We start from the raw sequence: 20,904 nt of genomic DNA on the forward strand, positions 1-20,904 counted from the left end.
TCAGTCTTTTGCCGCCGGCGGCGAGGCGAGCCTGCACAGGGCATAGGAGATGTCGTCGGCGAGGGCCGAGAGGAGTTGGACCTCCTCCGCGTCGAACGCCTGCGGCTGCGCCGCATAGATCGACAGCGCCGCCACCACTGCATCGCGACGCCGTAGCGGCAGCGCAATGCTGGAGCGATAGCCGCGCCGCAGCGCCTCCTCGCGCATCAGCAATGTCGCCGGGTTGCTGTCGAAATCCTGATTGACCTGAACGGCCCCGGTCTTGATCGCCATGAGCGGCGGCCCGCTGTCCACGGGCTGGGCCTTCAAGACGATCTTGACCTGGGCGAGAAAGCCGTCGTCGTGCCCTGCGACGGAAGGAAACCGAATTCTTTCGGCCGGATCGTCGCTCGGAACGGCGACGGCCACCATCCTGTAGTCGCCGAACTCGACCAGGGCAGCGCAGATCTGATCGAAGATCTCGGCTTCGGACCGGGCCCGCAGCAGGATGCTGGTCGCCGCCTGCAGCGAGCGCTTCACTCGTGCGAGCCGCAGAACGTCTTGCTCCAGCCTCACGCGATCGCTGATGTCGACGCCCATCGCCTGGCGATAGGTCTGCCCTTCGAGTTCGAAGGTGCTGATCCGCACCTCCGCGGGAAACGTGCTGCCGTCCTTGCGACGAACCACGGTCCGAAACGCGACTTGTCGCCCGGCCGTGTCCTCCACCATCGCACGCCGATCGTCCTCGTCCGTCCGGTCGGGCGCTCTGAGAATTCGCGCGTCCTTTCCCCGGAGTTCTTCGGCGCCATACCCGACAGCCTTCTGCGCGGCCTCGTTGGTCTCGAGAATTCGGTCCTTGCTGTCGATCACGATGAACATGTCCTGCACGGCATGCACGAACCGCAGGTTGCGCACCGCCAGATCGTGGGCTTCCTCGCGCTGCCTTTTCCAGAGCGACCACACCAGAAATCCCGCCACCAGGATGGTGGCGCCGAACACGAGGGCGATCTTCTGGGAGCGGCGATCGACCGGCGCCATCACCTCTTCTTCGTCCGACTTGGCGATCACGATCCAGGGAACGGCCGTGGCCGACCGTGACGCTGCGATAACCCGCTTGCCCCAATAGTCCAACCCCTCTCGTGTACCGTCTCCATCGCGGATCGCAGCGGTGGCCATGAGGTTCGGGGTCGACAAAGGAAGGCGTACCCCCTCGGGCGGGATCGGGCGGTCCCAGAAGCGCGGTGGAATCAGATATACGGCCTCATCGCCGTCTTGACGCACCAGCAGAATTTCCGACCTCGCGCTGTCGGTCGGCCACGCCTGAATTTTCCGGAACAGGTCGACAGCCGGGTCGACCATGAGCACCACGACGAACTTGCGCGGCGGAGTCGTCCCCACATCGAACGGTTGTGCGAATGCCATGCTGGGGCTCGGCGGCGTGTCGGAATCGAGCACCGGCGGCCCGATCTTCAGCTTGCCGTCGCGGGCCGCGTCGCGCACCAGGTCTTCGACGCGGTCATGATCCTTGTGACCGGGAGCGCCGCCTGCCTCCGCCAGCAATTGCCCATCGGCCGAAAACAGCATGATTTCGCGCCGCTCGGGGTTTCCGATCAACACCTGGTACAGGACCAGCTCGACGATCTGCCGCAGTTCCGGAGTCTGCTGGATCTGCTCGAGCGGCAACCCTTTGAGGGATGTGACCAGAAATCCCAGGTCGATCGCCCGTTCAGCGACCCACTGGTCGATCTGCTGCGCCTTGAGGCGGGCGATACCGACCTGCTGGGACATGCGCTCATCGCGAAAGGCAGTGCGCAGATCGTTGTTGAGAAGGTATCCGGTACCGGCGATGCCCAGGACAAAGGCTGCGAACACGATCAGGAGCAACCGGTCTCCGGCCTTGAGGGCCGCTTCCGCAGGCGGCCCCTGCCGGACGCTCTTTGCCAACGAACGCTGGAAGAGAAAGCCGAAGGCGATCAGGGCAATGACGAGGCCCATCGCCATCAGCGCTCCCCGCGAAAACAGGTCCTGCATCGCCCTCTGGAACGACGGGACCAAGTCCAGCCAGTGCTCGACCGTGAGCGCGGCGGCAAGAAGCAGCAATCCGGCGAGCGCCGCCAGGGAAATACAGAAAATCCACCGCGCAGAGCGGGCTTTGGGTTCCGTCCCGGACCGAGGAAGCTGCTGCTGTTTCATCGTCCCCCGACTTGGATGCATCTATCGTTGGCCTGAACGCGTCGCGGAGTTCGGCTCTCCCAGTCTAGCCAGAGCGTCGACTGCGTCCTTGATCCAACGCAATCGTCGCCCCGCACCTATGCCCTAAAGGGATAGTGAATATAGAAGTGGCTGCATGTTACATTTTTTTGCCGGCGCCGGGGAATTCTTCCCGGGCGTTGCTGCGACACGGGGAACAGGCGTGACGCACTCCGAACCGATGGCAACGCGCGGTGGCCGAGATGCCTAGGTGGTTGTCGGCGCTTGCGATCAGCTTCCTCTGCTGGAGCTTCCTGCCGGACGCCCGTGCCCTCAACATTACCCTCGACAGCAAGTCGATTCCCGGGCTGACCCCGAAGGCGCCGCTGGTCGCCCATACGCTTCGCATCACCGGCCGATTCGAACAGGGCGATGGCGAGAAGCTGCGGGTCATGCTGGTCGGCCTCAAGGGCAAGGCCGCCAAGATGACCGGTCAGCCACTGGCAACTGCCGAACTCAGCAGCAGCGGCGGCGACCTGCTCGAAGGTATGAAGGTCGGGTACCTGTTCCGCGAATTCGAGGTCGCCACCCTCGTGCGCAAGGGCGACATCTGCCTGTCCGCCTGCGCGCTGGCGTTCCTGGGCGGTACGGCCAGCCGGTTGCCGCCCACCCCCATCCCCAGCCGCACCATCGAAATCGGCGGCCAGGTCGGCTTCCACAATTTCACGCTGGATTCCACGGTGGTCCAGAACGAGACGAAGGGCGACACCACGGCGGGAATCGCCCGCGGCTTCGGCCTCGGCAGGGCCGGCGCCTCGGCGCTGATCCGCTACGCCGCCGACCTCGGCATCGATGCGGGCTTCATCGCACAATTGCTGGTGCGTCCGCCCGACACCTGGCTCTACATCGACACCGACGAGATGTTCCTCACCGTCGGCGCCTGCCCCAGCGGGCCCGAACCGCCGCTGGGCCGCCTCGAACTGCAGGCCGTGAATATCTGCAATCACGCAACCGGCGGATCCAGTATCGCCGAACCGTCCCAGGCGCGCTCGATGACGGCCCGCGAGGCCAAGCGCTACCTGCTCGAGCAGGTCCAACGGAACGTCGAGAGCGTGAACGTCAAGGGACCGCTGGTCGGGCAGCTCGCGGGCGTCCTCGCCTCGAGGGACGACCGGCTGATCGACAGCGTCTATTCGGACCTGCGCGCCGCGGGAATCTCACTGCCGGAGCAGATTGGACGAAGCTTCATCGTCAGTGGCTACGCCTTCGGCGAACTCCAGGCCGATTGCCAGGTAAACCTGTCGGCCAGCGACCCCGACAAGTTCGACTTCGTCCTCATCGTCAGGGGAGCCGGCCTTTCCCGCCCCTTCGCCCTCCCGCCCCCCATGTGCCCGGGCCTCTTCCGGTACGATGGCCAGCAGGTTCTCAATCCCAAACGATGAGGCGTTGGAGGGACTGCCGACCCGGCACCATTCCCAACCTCATGCTCGTTCCCTGAAATACGGCATTCGGCAGCCGCACTTGTTCTTCACCTTGGTTCACGCACCGCCGATCCTGGTGTTGAGGTCCTCCAGAACCCGCTGAACGCACCGGGGCAAATGCCCAGGTCGAGACTCATTGGACCCACCAGGCGATAGCAGCGGCGTGCGGATCCTCAGGTAACGCCCAGCATCCGCATTGCCTCGGCCACCCGGGCGAAACCCGCGATATTGGCTCCCAGCACGTAGTCTCCTGGAGCGCCATACTCCTCCGCGGTCTGATAGCACGCGTCATGTATGCCCTTCATGATCACGGCCAGACGGGTTTCGGCCTGCTCAAAGCTCCAGCTATCGCGGCTGGCATTCTGTTGCATCACCCATCAGCACCCTCGGCCCGAGTAGGAACAACCTATTGAGGCTCCACACCTGGGTCCCTTCGTACGTAGTGGCCCGCCAACCTGCCGGCGAGCCGGATTACGGGCGCCAGCATGCGACGCCGCGGCGGCGGATAGTCTATCCAGACGGGGGACGGGTCCGGAGGAATGTCACCGAGTTCGCGCCTGATCTTCTCAAGGAGCCGGATGTAAGGCGCATAAAGACCGGTCCTCACCGTTTTCGAGAAGGGTCCCAGGTACGAGACGTTGCTGCAGAGATACAGGTCGGGTTCGACTTCCCTCAATCCGGAAAAGTGGAAGAAGATGAGCGGGAACTGGCCATCGACCACGAAGGTGCCCGCCGCGCCCCGCTTGACCGAGTGCCGGCAAATGTTCCAGGGCCCGATGTTGGTGCCGGGATGCGTGATCTCGACCACCTTCGGAAACCGAGCGTAGATGTGCTCAAGGTATTTCTGGTCGGCAAAGCGATCACCGTCGACGCATGCGTAGCACCATTCGATACAGCTATCGCGCCACCACCGCGCGGCTTCCCTGCCAACGATGTCGTGCCGGAAGCTCACCCAGCCGACGTTGAAGCGCCCGTATTTCTCGAGGCGCTTTGTCCACCGGTGGAAGCGGTGGCCCATCAGGCCAACCGAAGCACTTGCCATGGCCTCGAAGATCGGCGCCGGGCTCGAGTAGAATGACAGGTCGGCGTCGAGGTATGTCACGACTTCGTTCGGTTCAGCCTCCTGAATAACCGAGGCGACCAGGCAGCTTCCCAGGGTGAAGTAGTAGTCGCGGGTGCAGCGGGTATCCTTTATCGCGAGCACGTCGGGATTTTCCCGCTCGAAGTCCGCGAGCGAGATCAACGTCACACCCGGCTCGGACAACCGCCTCAGCACCTGCTCGCACGATGGCGTTAGGCAAAGCACCGAGACTCGGCACCCGGGCTCGACGCGACGCAGCGAGCGGATCATCGCCAACCCGCGATCCAGGAACAGGTGATCGAAGAGGGTGCAATATCGGTTCATGTCAGGTCAGCAATGACCAAGCGCTCCCGCGCTATTCACCTAGCAGGGCACCCTGCAGAGACGCGTCGCCGTCTCCTTCGAGGGACCTTGGACCATCTTGCGTCTGTGCTACAGCACCATATATGCAAATATCACACGGAGCGCAAACCTTGGCAACACTCGGGGACGCCAACCAATGATTTGTGGCGCTGCGATAAGGCCAGGATTCGCCTCGCTTCTAGCGAACTCGCCTGATCGCTACGGCCAGGTCGTAGCGCAGCCATCAGTCTGTGGGCGCGACTTGACGCCAACTTCCGGTAGGCAAGCGAACCCTCCCGTCAATCGGGCTGGTTGCTGCTGGTATTGAGGCACTCAACAGTCGCCGCAGTCAGGAACGCAACATGGGAAGCGGGCCCTATCGCTCGCATCCCAAACCTAGGCAAAACCGGCGCACCGTCTTTATAGGCTTCAAAAGACCATATAGATCATTGGCCTATCAGATCACGCGGAAGTTCTTGAACTGCCAGGGGTCGGACTTGTCGAGGTCCTCGGGAAAGAGTTCGCCGCGGCCCTGCAACGGGGTCCAGTCGCTGTACTTGCCGACGACCGGGCCGAGATAGGGCATGCAGATCTCGAGGTTGCGCTGGAAGTCCATCTCGTCGGCCTCGACGATGCCCTCGTTGGGGTTCTCGAGCGCCCAGATGATGCCCGAGAGGACCGGGGCCACGACCTGGATCGAGGTCGCGTTATTGTAGGGCACGAGCTTGCGCGCCTCGTGGATGTCGATCTGCGAGCCGTACCAGTAGGCGCCCTTCTTGTGGCCCATCAGCAGCACGCCGAGCTCGTCGCGACCCTCCGTCACCTCGTCGACGATCAGGCGTTGGCGCTTCTGCTGCTTCAGGTTCTTACCCGCGAGTTCGTGCATCGACATGATCGCCTGGTCGCACGGGTGATAGGCGTAGTGCACCGTCGGCCGGTACACGGCCTTCTTGCCGTCATGCACCGTCAGGTAGTCGGCGATCGAGATCGATTCGTTGTGCGTGATGATGTAGCCGTGGAACGGCCCCTCGATCGGCGTCCAGGTGCGCACCTGGGTGAGCAGGCCCGGACGGTTCAGGTAGATCGCCGCGTCGCAGCCGAACGTGTGGCGCTTGCCGTCGGGCGGCAGCGCCTTCTCGTGCGTGCCCCAGCCCATCTCGGCGGGCTGGCCGCCCTCGGAGACGAAGCCGTCGATCGACCAGGTGTTGACGAACTCGCCCACGTCCTTCGGGATCGGCGAGACCTGCGTGTCGCGCTCGGCGATGTGAATCACCTTCACACCCAGGCGCTGGGCGAGCTTGCCCCAGCCCTCGCGCGTGGTCGGTACGGCCGTCTTCACGCCGGTGTCGCGGGCGACGTTCATCAGGGCCTGCTTGGTGAAGTGCGAGACGAGGCCCGGATTGGCGCCATGGGCGACCACCGCCGTCGAGCCGCCCTTGTGGCGGGCCTTGAGCTTCATCATCGTGTCGCGCAGCGCATAGTTCGAGCGTCGCGAGACCGACAGGTTGGGATCGGAATAGCCGCCCGGCCAGGGCTCGATGCAGGTGTCGAGATAGAGCACGCCCTTCTTCTGGCAGAGTTCGATCAGCGCAGTCGAGGCGACCTCGACCGAGAGATTGACCAGGAAGTCGCCCTGGCCCAGCCGGTTGTCGAGGGTCGAGCGCAGGTTGGATTCGGTCAGGCGCTTTTCGACGAACTCGACGCCGAACCGCTCGGCCTCGTCCTCGCCGCCGCGCATGTCGTCGGTGATGATGGTGATCTGCTCGGGCTTGATGCCGATATGCCGGAGGATCAGGGGCAGCACGCCCTGGCCGATCGAGCCGAAGCCCACCATGACCATGCGGCCATGGAAATCGAGGTACTTCTTCGCGGCCGGCTTGCGTGCAGTCTTCTTCGCCATGTCAGCGTCCCCGTTCCATCGTTGAGCAGCCAGTAAAAACAGCAACGGGGCCTTTCTCAAGGCCCCGTCGTTCCGTACGCCCGAATTGTGTCAGTTCAGATGCAGACCGCCTTGAGCGGTGCGAAGCCGTTGAACGCGACCGAGGAGTAGGTCGTCGTATAGGCGCCGGTCGAGAGGATCTCGACCTTGTCGCCGGGCTTCAGGGACAGAGGCATTTTGTACTCCGTCTTTTCGTACAGGATGTCGGCGGAGTCGCAGGTCGGGCCGGCGAGCACGACGGGGCCCATGCGCGTGCCCTCGCCCGGCGTGCGCAGCCGGTACTTGATGCTCTCGTCCATCGTCTCGGCCAGGCCCGAGAACTTGCCGATGTCGAGGTAGACCCAGCGCTTGCGGTCGCCCGACGCCTTGCGCGAGACCAGAACCACCTCGCTCTGGATCACGCCGGCATCACCCACCATCGAGCGGCCGGGCTCGAGGATGACCTCGGGCATGCGGTTGCCAAAGTGGCGCACCAGCGCGCGGGTGACCGCCTCGCAATAGGCCTCGAGGCCGCTCACCTCGGCGCGATAGCGCGCCGGGAAGCCGCCGCCCAGGTTGACCATGCGGAGGTCGACGCCGGCCTCGGCCAGGGCGAAGAACATCTGCGAGACCTGGCCCAGCGCCTTGTCCCACTGGTCGAGGTCGGTCTGCTGGCTGCCGACATGGAAGGAGATGCCATAGGCGTCGAGACCCCAGTCCTTGGCCTTGCGCAGCAGGTCCTTGGCCATCTCGGGCGCGCAGCCGAACTTCTTGCTGAGCGGCCATTCGGCGCCGCCGCAATCGACCAGCACGCGACAGAACACGCGGGCACCCGGCGCCACGCGGGCGAGCTTCTGCAGCTCCGCCTCGCTGTCGAAGGCGAACAGGCGGACGCCCTGCTGGTAGGCCCAGGCGATGTCCTTTTCCTTCTTGATCGTGTTGCCGAAAGAGACACGGTCCATCGAGACGCCGGTCGCCTGGATCATCTCGATCTCGCCGCGGCTCGCCGTGTCGAACTTGGAACCGGCCGTCGCCAGACGAGCCAGCACCTGTGCGGCCGGATTGGCCTTCACGGCATAGAAGATATGCGCCGTCGGCAGTAGCTCGCGCATGCGCCGGAAGTTGCTCTCGACCACGTCGAGGTCGATCACTAGGCACGGCGTCTCGGGCTGCTGCTCGCGGAGGTAACGGAAAATACGCTCGGTCATCGCTGGGGGGTTCCCCGTAGGATAGTCAGTCTGTCGGAAAAGGATCGAACAATGACGTACGGCGCCATGCGTGGCGCGATACGTCAGCCGATACTCGACTGAGCTAAAGTCCGTTTATGCGGCTGAGCGAGGAAGGAGGCCCGAGCAACGGTCGGGCAAAGGACATAATAGCGGGGAACGCGCCCCGCGCGGTGTGCAACCATCTCAGAAGCTCCTTCCCGGACCCGGCTCGAAACCGGCACTGCCAAAAAGAACACTTTCCGTCGTTGCGTAACCACAGAGGGCCAGCGGCACGTGCGTTGGGCGTCTTGTACGTTGGCTATCTACAACTAATCGACACGGTTACAAGAGGAATCTGCCCCGCCTCGAAAATAAGTGGACCGCTTGTAGTGCGGGCCGCGCACGAGACGTCAGACGCGTGGCAGCGAGGAGCCGGGCAACTTGATCGATGCCGCGAGCACGGTGAGCGGCACCAGCATCACCACCGAGCAGACCAGCGCGGTGCGCACGTCGAAGAAGTTGGCGATCTTCCCCCAGAGCAGTGCGCCCAGCACCATGGCGCCGAAGAACACCATCTGATGCACGGCCATGCCGCGCGCGCGCATGTAGTTGGGCAGGATCATCTGCACTGACGCGCCGTTGTTGGCGATGACGGTGATCCAGCAGGCGCCGTTGATGGCGACGACGGCGCCGACGACGAGCGGCGTCATCGCCAGCGCCGCCACCAGGGTGGCGGCCGCCGAGACACCCATCGCCCAGATGTTGGCGCGATCGGCCCCCAGCAGGCGATTGACCATCGGCAGCGAGAAGGCCGCGGCGACGGCGCCCATGCCGAACACGCCGTAGAGGATGCCGAAGGTGAATTCGTCGAGGCCGAGCTCGAAGCGGCCAATGACCGGCAGCAGGGTGCCCATGGCGATGCCCGGCACGAAGAAGCAGAGGCCGCGCGCGAAGATTGCCCGCAGCTCCGCCGAGCCGCGCACAAAGGCGATGCCGGCGCGCGCTGCCTCGCCCAGCGTCTCGCGGCGCTGGGCGGCGCGCGCCTCGGCCGGCCGCTTCCAGGCTCGCATCGCCAGGATGACGCCCACATAGGTGAAGGCATTGATGGCAAAGAGCAGGAAGACACCGACGAGACTGAGCAGCAGCTGGCCGACGACCGGACCGACGGTGCGCGCAAGGTTGAAGCCGGCGCTGTTCAGCGCGATGGCCGGGCGAAGCTGCGGGCCGGTAACGATCTCCGGCACCACGGCATGCCAGGCCGGCGCGTTCATGGCGTTGCCCAACCCCATGCAGAAGGACAGCGCCAGCAGGTTCCAGTGGTTGAGCTGGCCGAAGAAGGCCAGCACCGCCAGGGTCGCGGCCACGCCCATCATCCAGACCTGGCAGCAGATGATGTAGCGCCGGCGGTCGAACCGGTCCGCCAGGATGCCGGCGAAGAAGCAGAACAGGAACATCGGCAGGGTGCCGGCGGCGGCCAACAGGGCCACGAAGATCGGCTCCTGCGTCAGGCTGGTCATCTCCCAGGCGGCGCCCGTGGTCTGCATCCAGCCGCCGACGTTGGACATCAGGTTGGCGATCCACATCGCCAGGAACGAGCGGTTGGCGAGGGGTGCGAAGGCCGAGGGCGGCTTCGGCGGCCGCGCGTGCGCCGGCCCAGGAACCGTTGGCGTCACCCTGCCAGCACCTTTTCGTAGATGCGGTGGGTCTTGTAGTGCACCCCGCCGACCGAGCGGATGATGTTGTTGGTCGCCTTGTTGTCCTCGAGGATCCAGCCCAGCTCCGCCGAGGTCTTGCCCAGCCGCTTGCCGTTTGCCCGAAGCGTGTCGATGGCGATCATGGCGAGACCGGCGCCCAGCAGCGGGTGGTTACGGAACTTCTTCTTCACGCCCATCAGCGGCACCCTCGTGCTGCCGACGCCGGCGATCTTGAGGCGCCACAGCAGCTTGGCGAGATTGATGGGCCCGAGCTTGCCGTTGAACTCCTCAACCGCCTCGTAGAGGTTGGTGAGCGCCACGATGAAAGCCACGCTCTCGTCGTCGACGTCCACGAACACCGCGAGCTCGGGCACGATCACCGGGCCGAAAGCCTTCGAGGCATGGTCGATCTCGGCCTGGGTGAAGGGCACGAATCCCCAATTGTCGCTCCAGGCATCGTTGAAGATGCCGACCAGGGTGCGTACCTCGGCATCGAACATCTTCATATTGGCGGTGCGGACCTTGACCCGACCCTCCAGCCCACCGCGCGCCAGCAGCTTGGCGCCGATCGTCTCCGGCGCATTCTGCACGTCGTAATCGTAGGAGAAGACGTCCTTGGCCTTCACATAGCCGCAGGCTTCGACCCGCGGCCCGGCATAGGGCGGGTCGTAGGGCACCATCAGGACTGGGCGACTGTCGAAGCCATGGATCAGCAGGCCGACTTCCTCGTTGACCGAGAGGCTGAACGGGCCGGTCACGTGCTTCATGTTCCTGGACCGCAGCCAGCCTTCGGCCGCCGCGAACAGGGCGGCGAAGATCGCCGGGTCGTCCTCGGCCGCCAGGCAGCCGAAATGACCGGTGCTGTCGTCGTAGCGCTCCAGGTGGGCGCGGTCGATCTGGGCGGAGATGCGGCCGACCACCTTGCCGGCCCGACGAGCCAGGAAGAAGCGCACCTCGACATGCTCGAACAGCGGGTTCTTCCCCGGCGTGAAGGCTTCCCGCCGCTCGACGTCGAGCGGCGCGGTATAGCCCTTGTGCCCGGCGTAGAGACGCTTGGGCAGCGCGATGAAGGCGTTCAGGTCGGCCTTGGAATCGACCGGGCTGACCACGATGTCGGACGAAGCCATTGCCGCCTCAAGCTGCCAGGGCGGCCGGCGCGCCGCTGGTGAACACGATCCGGCCGTCGGGCTCGCAGCCCGTGCCGTCGGCCCTGAGTGCGCGGATGTCGACGGCGATGCGCCAGCCCGCGGTCCCGCGCTCGATGCCGATCAGGTGATAGCGCGCGCGGCCATACTTGCTGCCCGGCGCCGCCGAGGCCGAGGTGACGCCGACGACCGGGATGGCCCCCTGCGGTCCCGCGATCCGCGCGACCTCGCTGCGATGGTTGTGGCCGTGCAGCACGATCTCGCAGCCGACCCGGCGGATCATCGCCTGGAAGGCGGCCGCATCCGTCAGTCGCTTGAAGTGCGTTTCGGTGGTGAGCGGCGGATGGTGGATCATGACGACGCGGCAGAGGCCTTCCCGGCCGAGTTCCGCCAGCAGCTTCCCGGCGGCGGCGATCTGCGCCTCGCCCAGGGTGCCGGTCGCGAAAAACGGCGGCTTCGGGACACCGCTGTTCAGGCCGACCAGCGCGACCGGCCCGCGCCGGCGCAGGGTCGGGAACACCGCGAAATCGGTCGCGGGCGGCTGGCCGTCGCCTGCCATGTAGGCGCCCCACAGGCCCAACCCCTCGCGCCACAGGGGCGCGACGTAGACGTCGTGGTTGCCGGGAATGACCGTCACCTGGTCGGGCGTGCCGAGGTCCGCCAGCCAGCGGGAGGCGCGGGCGAACTCGTCGGGCAGTGAGATGTTCACCAGGTCGCCGGTGAGCGCGATGTGATCGGGCCTCTGCGCCTTGATGTCGGCCACGATGCCGGCCAGCGCCTCGGGGCGGTGGAGTTGCACCCGATTGCGCCACCAGTTGAAGTAGCCGGTGGCGCGCTTGCCCAGAAGCTCGACGGCGCGGGCCGGCGGCATCGGCAGATGCGGATCGGACAGATGCGCGAGGGTGAACATGGCGGATCCGCCCCCTAGCGGGCGCCGCCAACCACGCGGAGCGTGCGGTCGTCGAGGACGCCGAGTTGGCGGCCGATGCCCGTCATGACCTCGATTATGTGCTCGAGCTGTTCCTTCGTATGCACCGCGCAGACGGAGCAGCGCAGCAGCGACACGCCGTTGGGCGTCGCGGGCGGCACGGCCACGTTCACGTAGATACCGGCATCGAGCATGGCCCGCCAGAAGCCGATGGCGGTCATGCGGTCCGGCAGATGCACGCCGACCACCGGACCGTGCTCGGGGCCGAGCTTGAATCCCTTCGCCGCCAGGCCTTCGTAGAGTGTCGCGACATTGGCCCAGAGCTGCGTGCGAAGCTCCGGCCTGGCCTTGACCACCTTGAGTGCCTGGCGCACCGAAGCCACGATCGACGGCGGCAGCGATGCGGTGAACATGTATGAGCGCACCGTGACGCGCAGGATGTCGAAGTCGGGATCGTTCGAGACGCAGTAACCGCCGATCGCGCCCAGCGTCTTCGAGAAGGTGCCGACGATGAAGTGGCAGTCGTCGAGAACACCGGCCGATTCGCAGAGGCCGCGGCCATTGTCGCCCAGCGCGCCCAGCGAATGGGCCTCGTCGACGATCACGTAGGCGCCGTACTTCTTGCAGACTTCGATGAACTCGCGCAGCGGCGCGCTGTCGCCGAGCATCGAATAGATGCCTTCCAGTACGACCACGCGGTTGCCCGGACGGTCACCCAGCCGGCGCAGGCGCGCCTCGAGGCTCGACGGATCGTTGTGCTTGAAGCGCACGACCTCGGCCTGCGTCATCTTGCAGGCGTCGTAGATCGAGGCGTGGCTGTCGGCATCGATCAGCAGCTGGTCGCCCTCTCCCGCGAGGGTCGAGATCAGGCCGAGATTCGCCTGGTAGCCGGTCGTGAAGACCATGCAGTGCTTCTTGCCGTAGAACTCGGCGATTTCCTGCTCGAGCGCCACGTGCTCGCTGTAGCTGCCGTTGGCGATGCGCGAGCCGGTCGTGCCGGTGCCCTCGGCACGGATCGCCTCTATGGCGGCTTCCATGCAGCTCGGGTCGAAGGTCAGGCCGAAATAATTGTTGGTGCCGACAAGCAGCATCTTGCGGCCGTTGATGATCGCTTCGGTCGGCGACAGAACCCGCTCCATACGAATCTGGAACGGGTCGTAGCCGGTGGTCCGAACGTCCCGATAGGCCTCGAGCAGGCCCGCATGGCGATCGAACAGGCCCATGGCTAACGCCGGGCGCAGAGCTTCTGGATGGTGTCCGCGAGCTGGTCGACGGTATGAATCTCGGCCACCACGTTCATGGGGATCGAGATGTCGAAATGATCCTCGAGCTCCATCACCATATCCATGATGGCAAGCGAATCGATGGTCAGGTCCTTGGCGATCACGGTGTCACCCGTGATCGGCCGCTCGCCGGTCTGGAAGGGTGCCAGGTGACGACAAATCTCGCGAATGACCTCGCCGCGCGACTGGCCGCTGACGCGGGCGCGTTCGAGGGTGTCGGTCATGCCGTCGGTTTCGACGATCATTTGATGGGCAGTGCGCAAAACGCTCTCCAGCGCCCGGGGGTGGGCGGTCACCTTGTGCCAGAAACAGCGATTCCTAGTGAAATGACAAATTGTTACGCCGTATTTCACCCGTCCTATAGCCAGCGCTTCGCGCGATACCACAAGATCGTGTCCCGGAAGCCGGACGCGAGGTCATAACGGGGCTGGAAGCCGATCGCTGCGGCCAGGCGCCGATCGGCCGCCGACCAGTCGGCATGGAAGATCTCGCTCACCTTTCCGCCGGAGAGGATCTGGGCGCCGCCGCCCAAGGCTTGGCGTACCCCATTCCATCTGGCGAGACACGCCATGACGCGCCGCGGTACGGCGACCCGCCATGGCCGTCGGTCCAGCGCCTGCCCCGCCGCCTCCGCCATGTCGGCATAGGTGTAGGCGCGGCCATCGTCTATTTCGTAGATCGAACGAGGCGGCGGGCGCTCCACAGTCAGGGCCAGGGCCTCGGCCAGGTCGGCGACATGGATGAGGGACAGGCGGGCGGTTGGCAGCCGGGGCTGCGGCGCGATACCCGACTTTACCGCTCGGAAATAGGCCAGGGTTTCGCGGTCGCCGGGCCCATAGACCGCCGGCGCCCGGACGATCGTCCAGGGCCCGCCGCGGCTGGCGACGACTGCCTCTCCCGCGCGCTTGCTCGCTCCATAGGCAGAGAGCTGGGGCTCCCGGGCGGCCAGCGACGAGAGCAGGACCACGTGGGCGTCGGGCGCCAGAGCGGACAGGAGCGCCGCGCTATCGCGGTTGACCGGCAGGAAGTCCCGGTCGGCCTTCGCCTTGATCAGCCCGGCGGCATGGACCACCGCATCCGCCCCGTCGACGAGCTGACGCAGGGCCTGCTCGGAGGAGAGGTCGCCCAGGATGAGGTCGGCATCGACCCCGGCCAAAGAGGGCAGCGGCGACCAGCGGCGGACCAGCAGTCGCAGCCGCCAGCCGCGACGGGCGAGCGCCGCCACGAGATGCGGCCCGACAAAGCCGGTGGCCCCGGTGACGGCGACCAGCCTGCCCATGGCGCGCGGTCAGGCCGCTTCGGGCTTGGGCGCGTAGAGGCCGGCCAGGTAGTTGGCCTTGGCGCGAGCCCGCGACAGCTTTCCGGACGAGGTCGTCGGCAGGCCCAGGGTCGGCGGCACCAGCGCCACGTCGCAATCGACGGCGATCGCCTCGCGCACCGCCCCCGCCACGTCGCGCGCCAGCGACGCACGCGCCTCGTCCCCGGAAACACGCGCCAGCACGGCCACGACCACGCGCTCGCCTTCCCCGGTATCGATCGAGAAGGCCGCCGCATCGCCGTTCTTGACGACGCGCTTGGCCTCGACTGCCCATTCGATGTCCTGCGGCCAGACATTGCGGCCGTTGACGATGATCAGGTCCTTGGCGCGGCCGGTGACGACGATCTCGCCGTCCAGCATGTACCCGAGGTCGCCGGTATCGAGCCACCCGTCGGACAGGACCTCGCGACTGGCCTCGGGCTCGCCGAAGTAGCCCGGCATGATGCTGGGACCGGAGACGAAGATACGGCCGACTTCACGGTCGCCCAACACAGCGCCGTCCGCGCCGCGCACTTCGAGCCGGTGCCCGGGCAGCACGCGGCCGCAGATCACGAAGCGGCGCGCCCGCTGGTGGTCGTTGGGATCCGATGCCGGCACCGCGCGCTGCGCCTCCGCGAGCACCGTGCGATCGATGGCATCGGTACGCACGCCCGTATCATGGGGGCAGAAGGTGATGGCGAGGCAGACCTCGGCCATGCCGTAGCTCGGGATGAAGGCGGTGCTGTCGAAGCCGTACGGCGCGAAAGTCGCGGCGAAACGCTCCAGCACGTCGGCCCGCACCATGTCGCCGCCGATACCGGCATGGCGCCAGCAGCGCAGGTCGAGATCGGACGGGACCTGGGCCGCGCCCCGGCGGACGGCGAGGTCGTAGCCGAAGCTCGGACTGTAGGAGATGGTGCAGCGGTTGCGCGAGATGAGGTTCAGCCACTGCATCGGCCGGCGCGCGAAGTCGCGCGGTGTCAGATAGTCGATCGAGATCTGGGTCGACAGCGGCGCCATCAGGAAACCGATCAGGCCCATGTCGTGGTAGAGCGGCAGCCAGCTCACCGCACGATCACCCTCGACGACGCCAAGGCCGGCCGGTCCGACCATGCCGGCGAGATTGGCCATCAGCGCGCGCTGGGTGATCTGCACACCGTGCGGATGACGCGTGCTGCCCGACGAGAACTGGATGTAGCACTGGTCGTCGGCGCCGAGCGGCCTGAGATCGACCGGCTTCTCGGGCAGCGAATCGATCGCGTCCATGCCGCCATGGAGACGGATGGCGGGGAATTCCTGCGCCGCATCCGCCAGATAACCCGCCAGATCGTCGAGGCCGACCGCGGCGACGGCACCGGAAGCGGCAAGCTGGCGGCGAAGCTGGTCGAGATAGGCTTCCTTGCCGCCGATGCCGACCGGGATCGAGACCGGCACGGGCAGCAGCCCGGCATACTGGGCACCGAAGAAGGAATCGAAGAAGCCGGGCCAGGTGTCGGCCGTGATCAGGATCCGCTCACCCCGCGCGAAACCGGCACCGATCAGCTTGCGGGCAACGACCTGGGCCCGTTCGCGGACCTCGCGCCACGGCAAGGCCGAGAGTTGCTCACCCTTGGCATTATAAAAGGTCACGCCGGTCTCGCCCCTGGCCGCATAGTCGAGCATCGCGGGCACCGAGTCGAAGCCGGCGCGATGCAGGGGCAGCGAGGAATTGCGGGTGGGCAACATTTTCATCGGAAGGCGGGTCTCCTAGCAGAGGGGTCGGAACCCCTCAAGGCGCGCGCCGCCGGCCCGCCGGCCCAAGTTGACACACCCGGAACCCGGTAAGATAGTGCCCGCCCCTCGCCAGGACCCGGAGTTTCCATCCCGGAATCGTCGGAACGGCGGGGGTTTTTGGTTTTTGAGGGAGGCTCGCTGTGATTACGGCTGTGATGCCGACGTACGGTCGCAAGGACGTCGTGTTCGAACGCGGAGAGGGCAATTATCTCTACGCGGTGGACGGCCGACGTTACTTGGACTTCACGTCCGGTATCGCCGTGAACGCGCTCGGCCACTGCCATCCCTACCTGGTCAAGGCACTGACCGAGCAGGGCTCCAGGCTCTGGCACACCTCGAACCTGTTCCGGATCGGTAATGGCGAGAAGCTGGCCAAGCGGCTGACCGAGAACTCGTTTGCCGACACGATGTTCTTCTGCAACTCCGGCGCGGAGGCCATCGAGGGCGGCATCAAGCTGATCCGCAAGTATCAGTACATGAACGGCCAGCCCAAGCGGTACAAGATCATCTGCTTCCAGGCGGCGTTCCACGGCCGCCTGCTGAACGCGCTCGCCGCCACCGGCAACGAGAAGTACCTCGAAGGCTTCGGCCCGCCGGCGCCCGGCTACAAGCACGCGCCGTTGAACAACACCAACGTCGTCCGCGACATGATCGACGACGAGACCGCCGGCATCCTGGTCGAGCCGATCCAGGGCGAAGGCGGCATCCGCGCCACGACTCCGCAGTTCCTCAAGGACCTGCGCGCCATCTGCGACGAGTTCGGCCTGCTGCTGTTCTACGACGAGATCCACACCGGTTTCGGGCGGACCGGCAAGCTGTGGGGCTACGACTGGTCGGGCGTGAAGCCCGATGTCGCGGCGATCGCCAAGGGCATGGGCGGCGGCTTCCCGATCGGCGCCTTCATGGCGACCGAGAAGGCGGCCGTCGGCATGGTCCCGGGCACGCACGGGTCGACCTATGGCGGCAATCCGCTGGCGACGGGCGTCGCCAATGCAGTGCTCGACGTCCTGCTGGCCCCGGGCTTCATCGACGGCGTGCGCGAACGCGGCGAGTACCTGAAAGGCCGGCTCGAGGAACTCTGCCGGAAGCACCCCAAGGTGTTCGTCGAGCAGCGCGGCATGGGCTTCCTGCAGGGCCTGCAGTGCGCCCCGTCGGTGGCGGTGGGCGACATGGTGAACAAGCTGCAGTCGCTGGGACTCCTGGTCCCGCCGGCCGGCGAGAACGTGATCCGCATTTTCCCGGCGCTGATCGCCGACAAGGCGGCGCTGGACGAGGGCATTGCGATTCTCGAGCAGGCGGCGGAGTCGTTCGAGGCGGCGGCAAAGGCCGCCGAGTAACCATGACGACACCCAAGCACTTCCTCGACCTCGACCAGGTCGATCCCAAGACGCTTCGCCAGATCCTGGATCGCGGCAAGGCGATGAAGAAGGCGCGGGCCAATGGCGGACACGACCAGCCGCTGGCCGGCAAGACGCTGGCCATGATCTTCGAGAAGCCCTCGACACGCACACGCGTGTCGTTCGAGGTCGGCATGCGCGAGCTCGGCGGCCAGACCATCATGCTCGGACGCACCGACACCCAGCTCGGCCGTGGCGAGACCATTGCCGACACGGCGCGCGTGCTCAGCCGCTACGTCGACATCATCATGATGCGCACCACCGTCGAGGACAAACTCCTCGAGATGGCGAAGTACGCGACCGTGCCGGTGATCAACGGGCTCACCGACAAGACGCATCCCTGCCAGCTCATGGCCGACGTCATGACCTACGAGGAGCATCGCGGCTCCATCGAAGGCAAGTCGGTGGTCTGGTCGGGCGACGGCAACAACATGGCGACGTCCTGGATCCATGCGGCGGTCCAGTTCGACTTCGAGCTGCGCATCGCCTGCCCGCCGGAGCTGACGCCGCCGGCCGACGTGGTGCAGTGGGCCGAGAAGTCCAAGGGCCGCATCTCGATCGGCCATGACCCCGAGTCGATGGTGAAGGGCGCGGACTGCGTCGTCACCGACACCTGGGTGTCGATGGGCGACGAGGACCCCGACAGTCCGAGCGCCGCGCGACGGCACAATCTGCTGCGTGCCTATCAGGTCGACGAGCGACTGATGAAGCAGGCCAAGAAGGATGCGATCTTCATGCACTGCCTGCCCGCGCATCGCGGCGAGGAAGTGACCGCCGAGGTGATCGACGGTCCGCAGTCGGTCGTGTTCGACGAGGCCGAGAACCGCCTGCACGCCCAGAAGAGCATCCTGGCCTGGTGCCTGTCTTGAGCACAGCCTCGGGAGGACTTCCTTCCGATGACTGGGACCGCGTCCTTCCTTTCCAGCTGGACGCGCTCGGCGTACGCGGCCGGCTGGTCCGGCTGGGTCCTGCTCTGGATGAAGTGATCGAGCGCCACGGCTATCCATTGGCCGTGGCGCGGCCACTGGCCGAATCGATGGTGCTGTGCGCCACCCTCGCGACCTCGCTGAAATACGACGGCATCTTCACCCTGCAGATCAGCGGCGACGGGCCGATCCGCCTGCTCGTCACCGACCTCACCAGCGATGGCGCCCTGCGCGGCTATGCCCAGTTCGATTCCTGGAAGCTCGCCATTGCGCTCGGCAGCGGCAACGAGGACGCGCCCGACGGCTACGTTCCGAAGCTGTTCGGCCAGGGCCGCCTCGCCTTCACCGTTGACCAAGGCCAGCATACGGAACGCTACCAGGGCGTCGTGCCGCTCGAGGGCGCGACGCTCGCCGACTGCGCCCACATCTATTTCCGCCAGTCCGAGCAACTCCCGACCGGCATCAAGATCGCCGCCCGACGCAGCGACGAAGGCGGCGGGCATCGCTGGCACGCTTCGGCGCTGATGGTGCAGCAGATGCCGGAGTTCGATGCCGGCCGCCTCGACATCGATGCCGAGCAGCGCGAGGACGACTGGCGCAAGGCCGTGATCCTGATGGCCTCGGCCACTGAAAGGGAAATGCTCGATCCGGCATTGCCCGGCACGACGCTCCTGCACCGCCTGTTCCACCAGGAGCAGCCACGCGTCTTCGAGCGCCGCGCCTTCGCGGCGCGCTGCCGCTGCAGCCGCGACCGGATCGACAACGTGCTGCGCTCGATCCGTCGCGAGGAACTCGACGATCTGCGCGACAAAACCGGCCGCGTTTCGGTGAAGTGCGAGTTCTGCTCGACCGAATACGCCTACGATGACGGCGATCTCGACTGCCTCTACGCCGCGGCCGGCTAGATCGCGAGGCCGGGAGACGGGCGTTCAGGCCCGTCTTCCCGGCGAAGACCATGGCTCATGGGGCGAGGCCGTCCGCGCTATTTCGGCAGCAGCGCCTGCACCTGAGTGGCGGACCGCTTCAGCGCCTCCTCCGGCGCGGCCTTTCCTGCCACGACCGACTCCATGGCGTCGTAGATCACCTGGATCGCCTTGAGGCTGTTCTCGCCCGGGAAGCCGAGCCAGGCCGTCGTGCGTGCCCGTTGCGAGATTGCCGTGCGCATGTTGGGATTGCTCGCGTAGTAGTTGCCCAGCAGTTCGGGCGTATCGATCGCGATCTGGTTCGACGCCATGTAGCCGATATGACGGACCATGATCGTCTGGCCGACCGGACCGGCCGCAAACTTGATGAACTCCCAGGCCGCGGCCTGCTTGGCCGGGTCCTTGGCGAAGATCATCATCGTCGCGCCGCCCGAGACGATCTTCGAATCTGGCCGCGGGCTGGGGAATGGCGCAGTGCCCAGCTCGAAGCGAGGACCGATCTTGCTCGTGAAGCTGTTCACACGCGCCGATGACGACATGTAGAACCCGATCTTGCCAGCGATGAAAGCCTGCGTCGCCTGTTCGTCGGTGAGGTTCGGCATACCGCCCTCTTTCGCCAGGTCGCGCAGGATCTCGAAGGTCTTAAGGCCCGCCGGCGTGTCGAAGCCCACCTTCTTGCCATCGGGCGACAGCATCTGGCCGTCGTGGGTGAACAGGAGCTCCTGCCAGAGATAGTTCCCCGTCGTCGTCCACACCATGTAGGCACCATGGGTGTTGCTGGCGGCATCGGTGATCCTGCGCGCAAGCCCAAGCAGTTCGGGCCACGTCTTCGGCGGCTGGGCGGGATCGCCACCCGCCTTGCGCAGCAGGTCGGCGTTGAAATAGAGGATCGGCGTCGAGAGCGCGAACGGCATGCCGTAGAGCTTGCCGTTCACGAGGCCGGTCGAGATCATGCCCGGCACGTAGCCCTGCTTTTCCCAATCCGCTTCCTTCGCCACGAAGCCGTCGAGAGGAACCGCGAGCTTGCGATCCACGAAGAGGTGCATGAGGTTGGTGCCGTTGAAGGCGATGTCCGGCATGCTGCCCGTTACGGCGCCGCGCAGCACGGCACTCGCCGTTTCCTCGTAGGCCTTGGTCGGCGCAAGGAGCTTCACCTGAATATCCGGCCGCTTCGCGGCGAACGCCTTCACGATCTCCTCGATCGGAGCCTGGTAGAGGTAGGGCTGCGGATAGAGCACGGTGATCTCGACCGCGCCGGCGCCGCGCATGCCCGTGAACCCGAACAGCAACATGGCGGACAAGAGAAAGAGCAGTCGCTTCATCGAAGAGCTCGCTGATT

General features: G+C 65.8%; 16 protein-coding genes and 1 pseudogene. 4 read left to right on the forward strand and 13 right to left on the reverse strand.

Features of this window, described 5'->3' with window-relative positions; genetic code table 11:
• A complete protein-coding gene (locus Q0Q48_RS01235) occupies positions 1-2,172 on the reverse strand; it encodes a PAS domain S-box protein (RefSeq protein WP_295132634.1) in 2,172 nt (723 codons plus the stop codon).
• 260 nt (positions 2,173-2,432) lie between these two features.
• Here Q0Q48_RS01235 and Q0Q48_RS01240 point away from each other — a divergent pair, with 260 nt between their 5' ends.
• Positions 2,433-3,611, forward strand: a complete 1,179-nt coding sequence (locus tag Q0Q48_RS01240) for a hypothetical protein (RefSeq protein WP_295132636.1) — start codon at positions 2,433-2,435, stop codon at positions 3,609-3,611.
• A gap of 212 nt (positions 3,612-3,823) precedes the next feature.
• Here Q0Q48_RS01240 and Q0Q48_RS01245 read toward each other — a convergent pair.
• From Q0Q48_RS01245 to Q0Q48_RS01295, 11 genes and pseudogenes are all read right to left on the reverse strand, one after another.
• Positions 3,824-4,021 (reverse strand): annotated as a pseudogene (locus Q0Q48_RS01245) (glutamate dehydrogenase); the annotation flags it as partial.
• A 35-nt stretch (positions 4,022-4,056) separates the two neighbouring features.
• The gene (locus Q0Q48_RS01250) at positions 4,057-5,055 is read right to left on the reverse strand and encodes a hypothetical protein (protein WP_295132640.1); all 999 of its coding nucleotides are present in this window, start codon (positions 5,053-5,055) and stop codon (positions 4,057-4,059) included.
• Between the two features lie 475 nt (positions 5,056-5,530).
• On the reverse strand, positions 5,531-6,973 hold the full coding sequence (locus Q0Q48_RS01255) for a saccharopine dehydrogenase C-terminal domain-containing protein (protein ID WP_295132642.1): 1,443 nt from the start codon (positions 6,971-6,973) through the stop codon (positions 5,531-5,533).
• A gap of 95 nt (positions 6,974-7,068) precedes the next feature.
• On the reverse strand, positions 7,069-8,199 hold the full coding sequence (locus tag Q0Q48_RS01260; RefSeq protein WP_295132645.1) for a type III PLP-dependent enzyme: 1,131 nt from the start codon (positions 8,197-8,199) through the stop codon (positions 7,069-7,071).
• Positions 8,200-8,609: 410 nt separating this feature from the next.
• Positions 8,610-9,872, reverse strand: coding sequence for an MFS transporter (locus Q0Q48_RS01265; RefSeq protein WP_295132648.1), 1,263 nt, complete (start codon positions 9,870-9,872; stop codon positions 8,610-8,612).
• Entirely contained in the window at positions 9,869-11,020 is a 1,152-nt protein-coding gene (locus Q0Q48_RS01270) for a dATP pyrophosphohydrolase (protein WP_295132651.1), read from the reverse strand. Before Q0Q48_RS01270 ends, Q0Q48_RS01265 begins: the two co-directional genes overlap by 4 nt.
• A 7-nt stretch (positions 11,021-11,027) precedes the next feature.
• The gene (locus tag Q0Q48_RS01275) at positions 11,028-11,948 is read right to left on the reverse strand and encodes a metallophosphoesterase (protein ID WP_295132653.1); all 921 of its coding nucleotides are present in this window, start codon (positions 11,946-11,948) and stop codon (positions 11,028-11,030) included.
• 14 nt (positions 11,949-11,962) lie between these two features.
• Positions 11,963-13,189, reverse strand: coding sequence for an aminotransferase class I/II-fold pyridoxal phosphate-dependent enzyme (locus Q0Q48_RS01280; RefSeq protein ID WP_295132656.1), 1,227 nt, complete (start codon positions 13,187-13,189; stop codon positions 11,963-11,965).
• A 2-nt stretch (positions 13,190-13,191) separates the two neighbouring features.
• Positions 13,192-13,494, reverse strand: a complete 303-nt coding sequence (locus Q0Q48_RS01285) for a phosphopantetheine-binding protein (protein ID WP_295132659.1) — start codon at positions 13,492-13,494, stop codon at positions 13,192-13,194.
• 113 nt (positions 13,495-13,607) lie between these two features.
• A complete protein-coding gene (locus tag Q0Q48_RS01290; RefSeq protein ID WP_295132664.1) occupies positions 13,608-14,528 on the reverse strand; it encodes an NAD(P)-dependent oxidoreductase in 921 nt (306 codons plus the stop codon).
• Between the two features lie 9 nt (positions 14,529-14,537).
• Complete coding sequence (locus Q0Q48_RS01295) at positions 14,538-16,277, reverse strand: fatty acyl-AMP ligase (protein ID WP_295132666.1); 1,740 nt, start codon at positions 16,275-16,277, stop codon at positions 14,538-14,540.
• Positions 16,278-16,474: 197 nt separating this feature from the next.
• Between Q0Q48_RS01295 and Q0Q48_RS01300 the strand changes: the two genes are divergently transcribed.
• Genes Q0Q48_RS01300 through Q0Q48_RS01310 form a run of 3 tightly spaced genes read left to right on the forward strand, consistent with a single transcriptional unit; the run spans position 16,475 to position 19,547 of the window.
• Complete coding sequence (locus tag Q0Q48_RS01300; protein ID WP_295132669.1) at positions 16,475-17,656, forward strand: aspartate aminotransferase family protein; 1,182 nt, start codon at positions 16,475-16,477, stop codon at positions 17,654-17,656.
• Positions 17,657-17,658: 2 nt separating this feature from the next.
• Positions 17,659-18,585: an ornithine carbamoyltransferase gene (gene argF / locus Q0Q48_RS01305; protein ID WP_295132672.1), complete on the forward strand. Its 927-nt coding sequence runs from the start codon at positions 17,659-17,661 to the stop codon at positions 18,583-18,585.
• On the forward strand, positions 18,582-19,547 hold the full coding sequence (locus Q0Q48_RS01310) for an Hsp33 family molecular chaperone HslO (protein ID WP_295132675.1): 966 nt from the start codon (positions 18,582-18,584) through the stop codon (positions 19,545-19,547). The genes argF and Q0Q48_RS01310 overlap by 4 nt, the downstream gene beginning before the upstream one ends.
• 77 nt (positions 19,548-19,624) lie before the next feature.
• On the opposite strand, the gene Q0Q48_RS01315 is transcribed toward Q0Q48_RS01310, so the two are convergent.
• Positions 19,625-20,887: an ABC transporter substrate-binding protein gene (locus Q0Q48_RS01315; RefSeq protein ID WP_295132678.1), complete on the reverse strand. Its 1,263-nt coding sequence runs from the start codon at positions 20,885-20,887 to the stop codon at positions 19,625-19,627.
• Between the last annotated feature and the right edge of the window lie 17 nt (positions 20,888-20,904).

The sequence above is a fragment of the uncultured Reyranella sp. genome (assembly GCF_945957355.1).
Taxonomy (GTDB): domain Bacteria; phylum Pseudomonadota; class Alphaproteobacteria; order Reyranellales; family Reyranellaceae; genus Reyranella.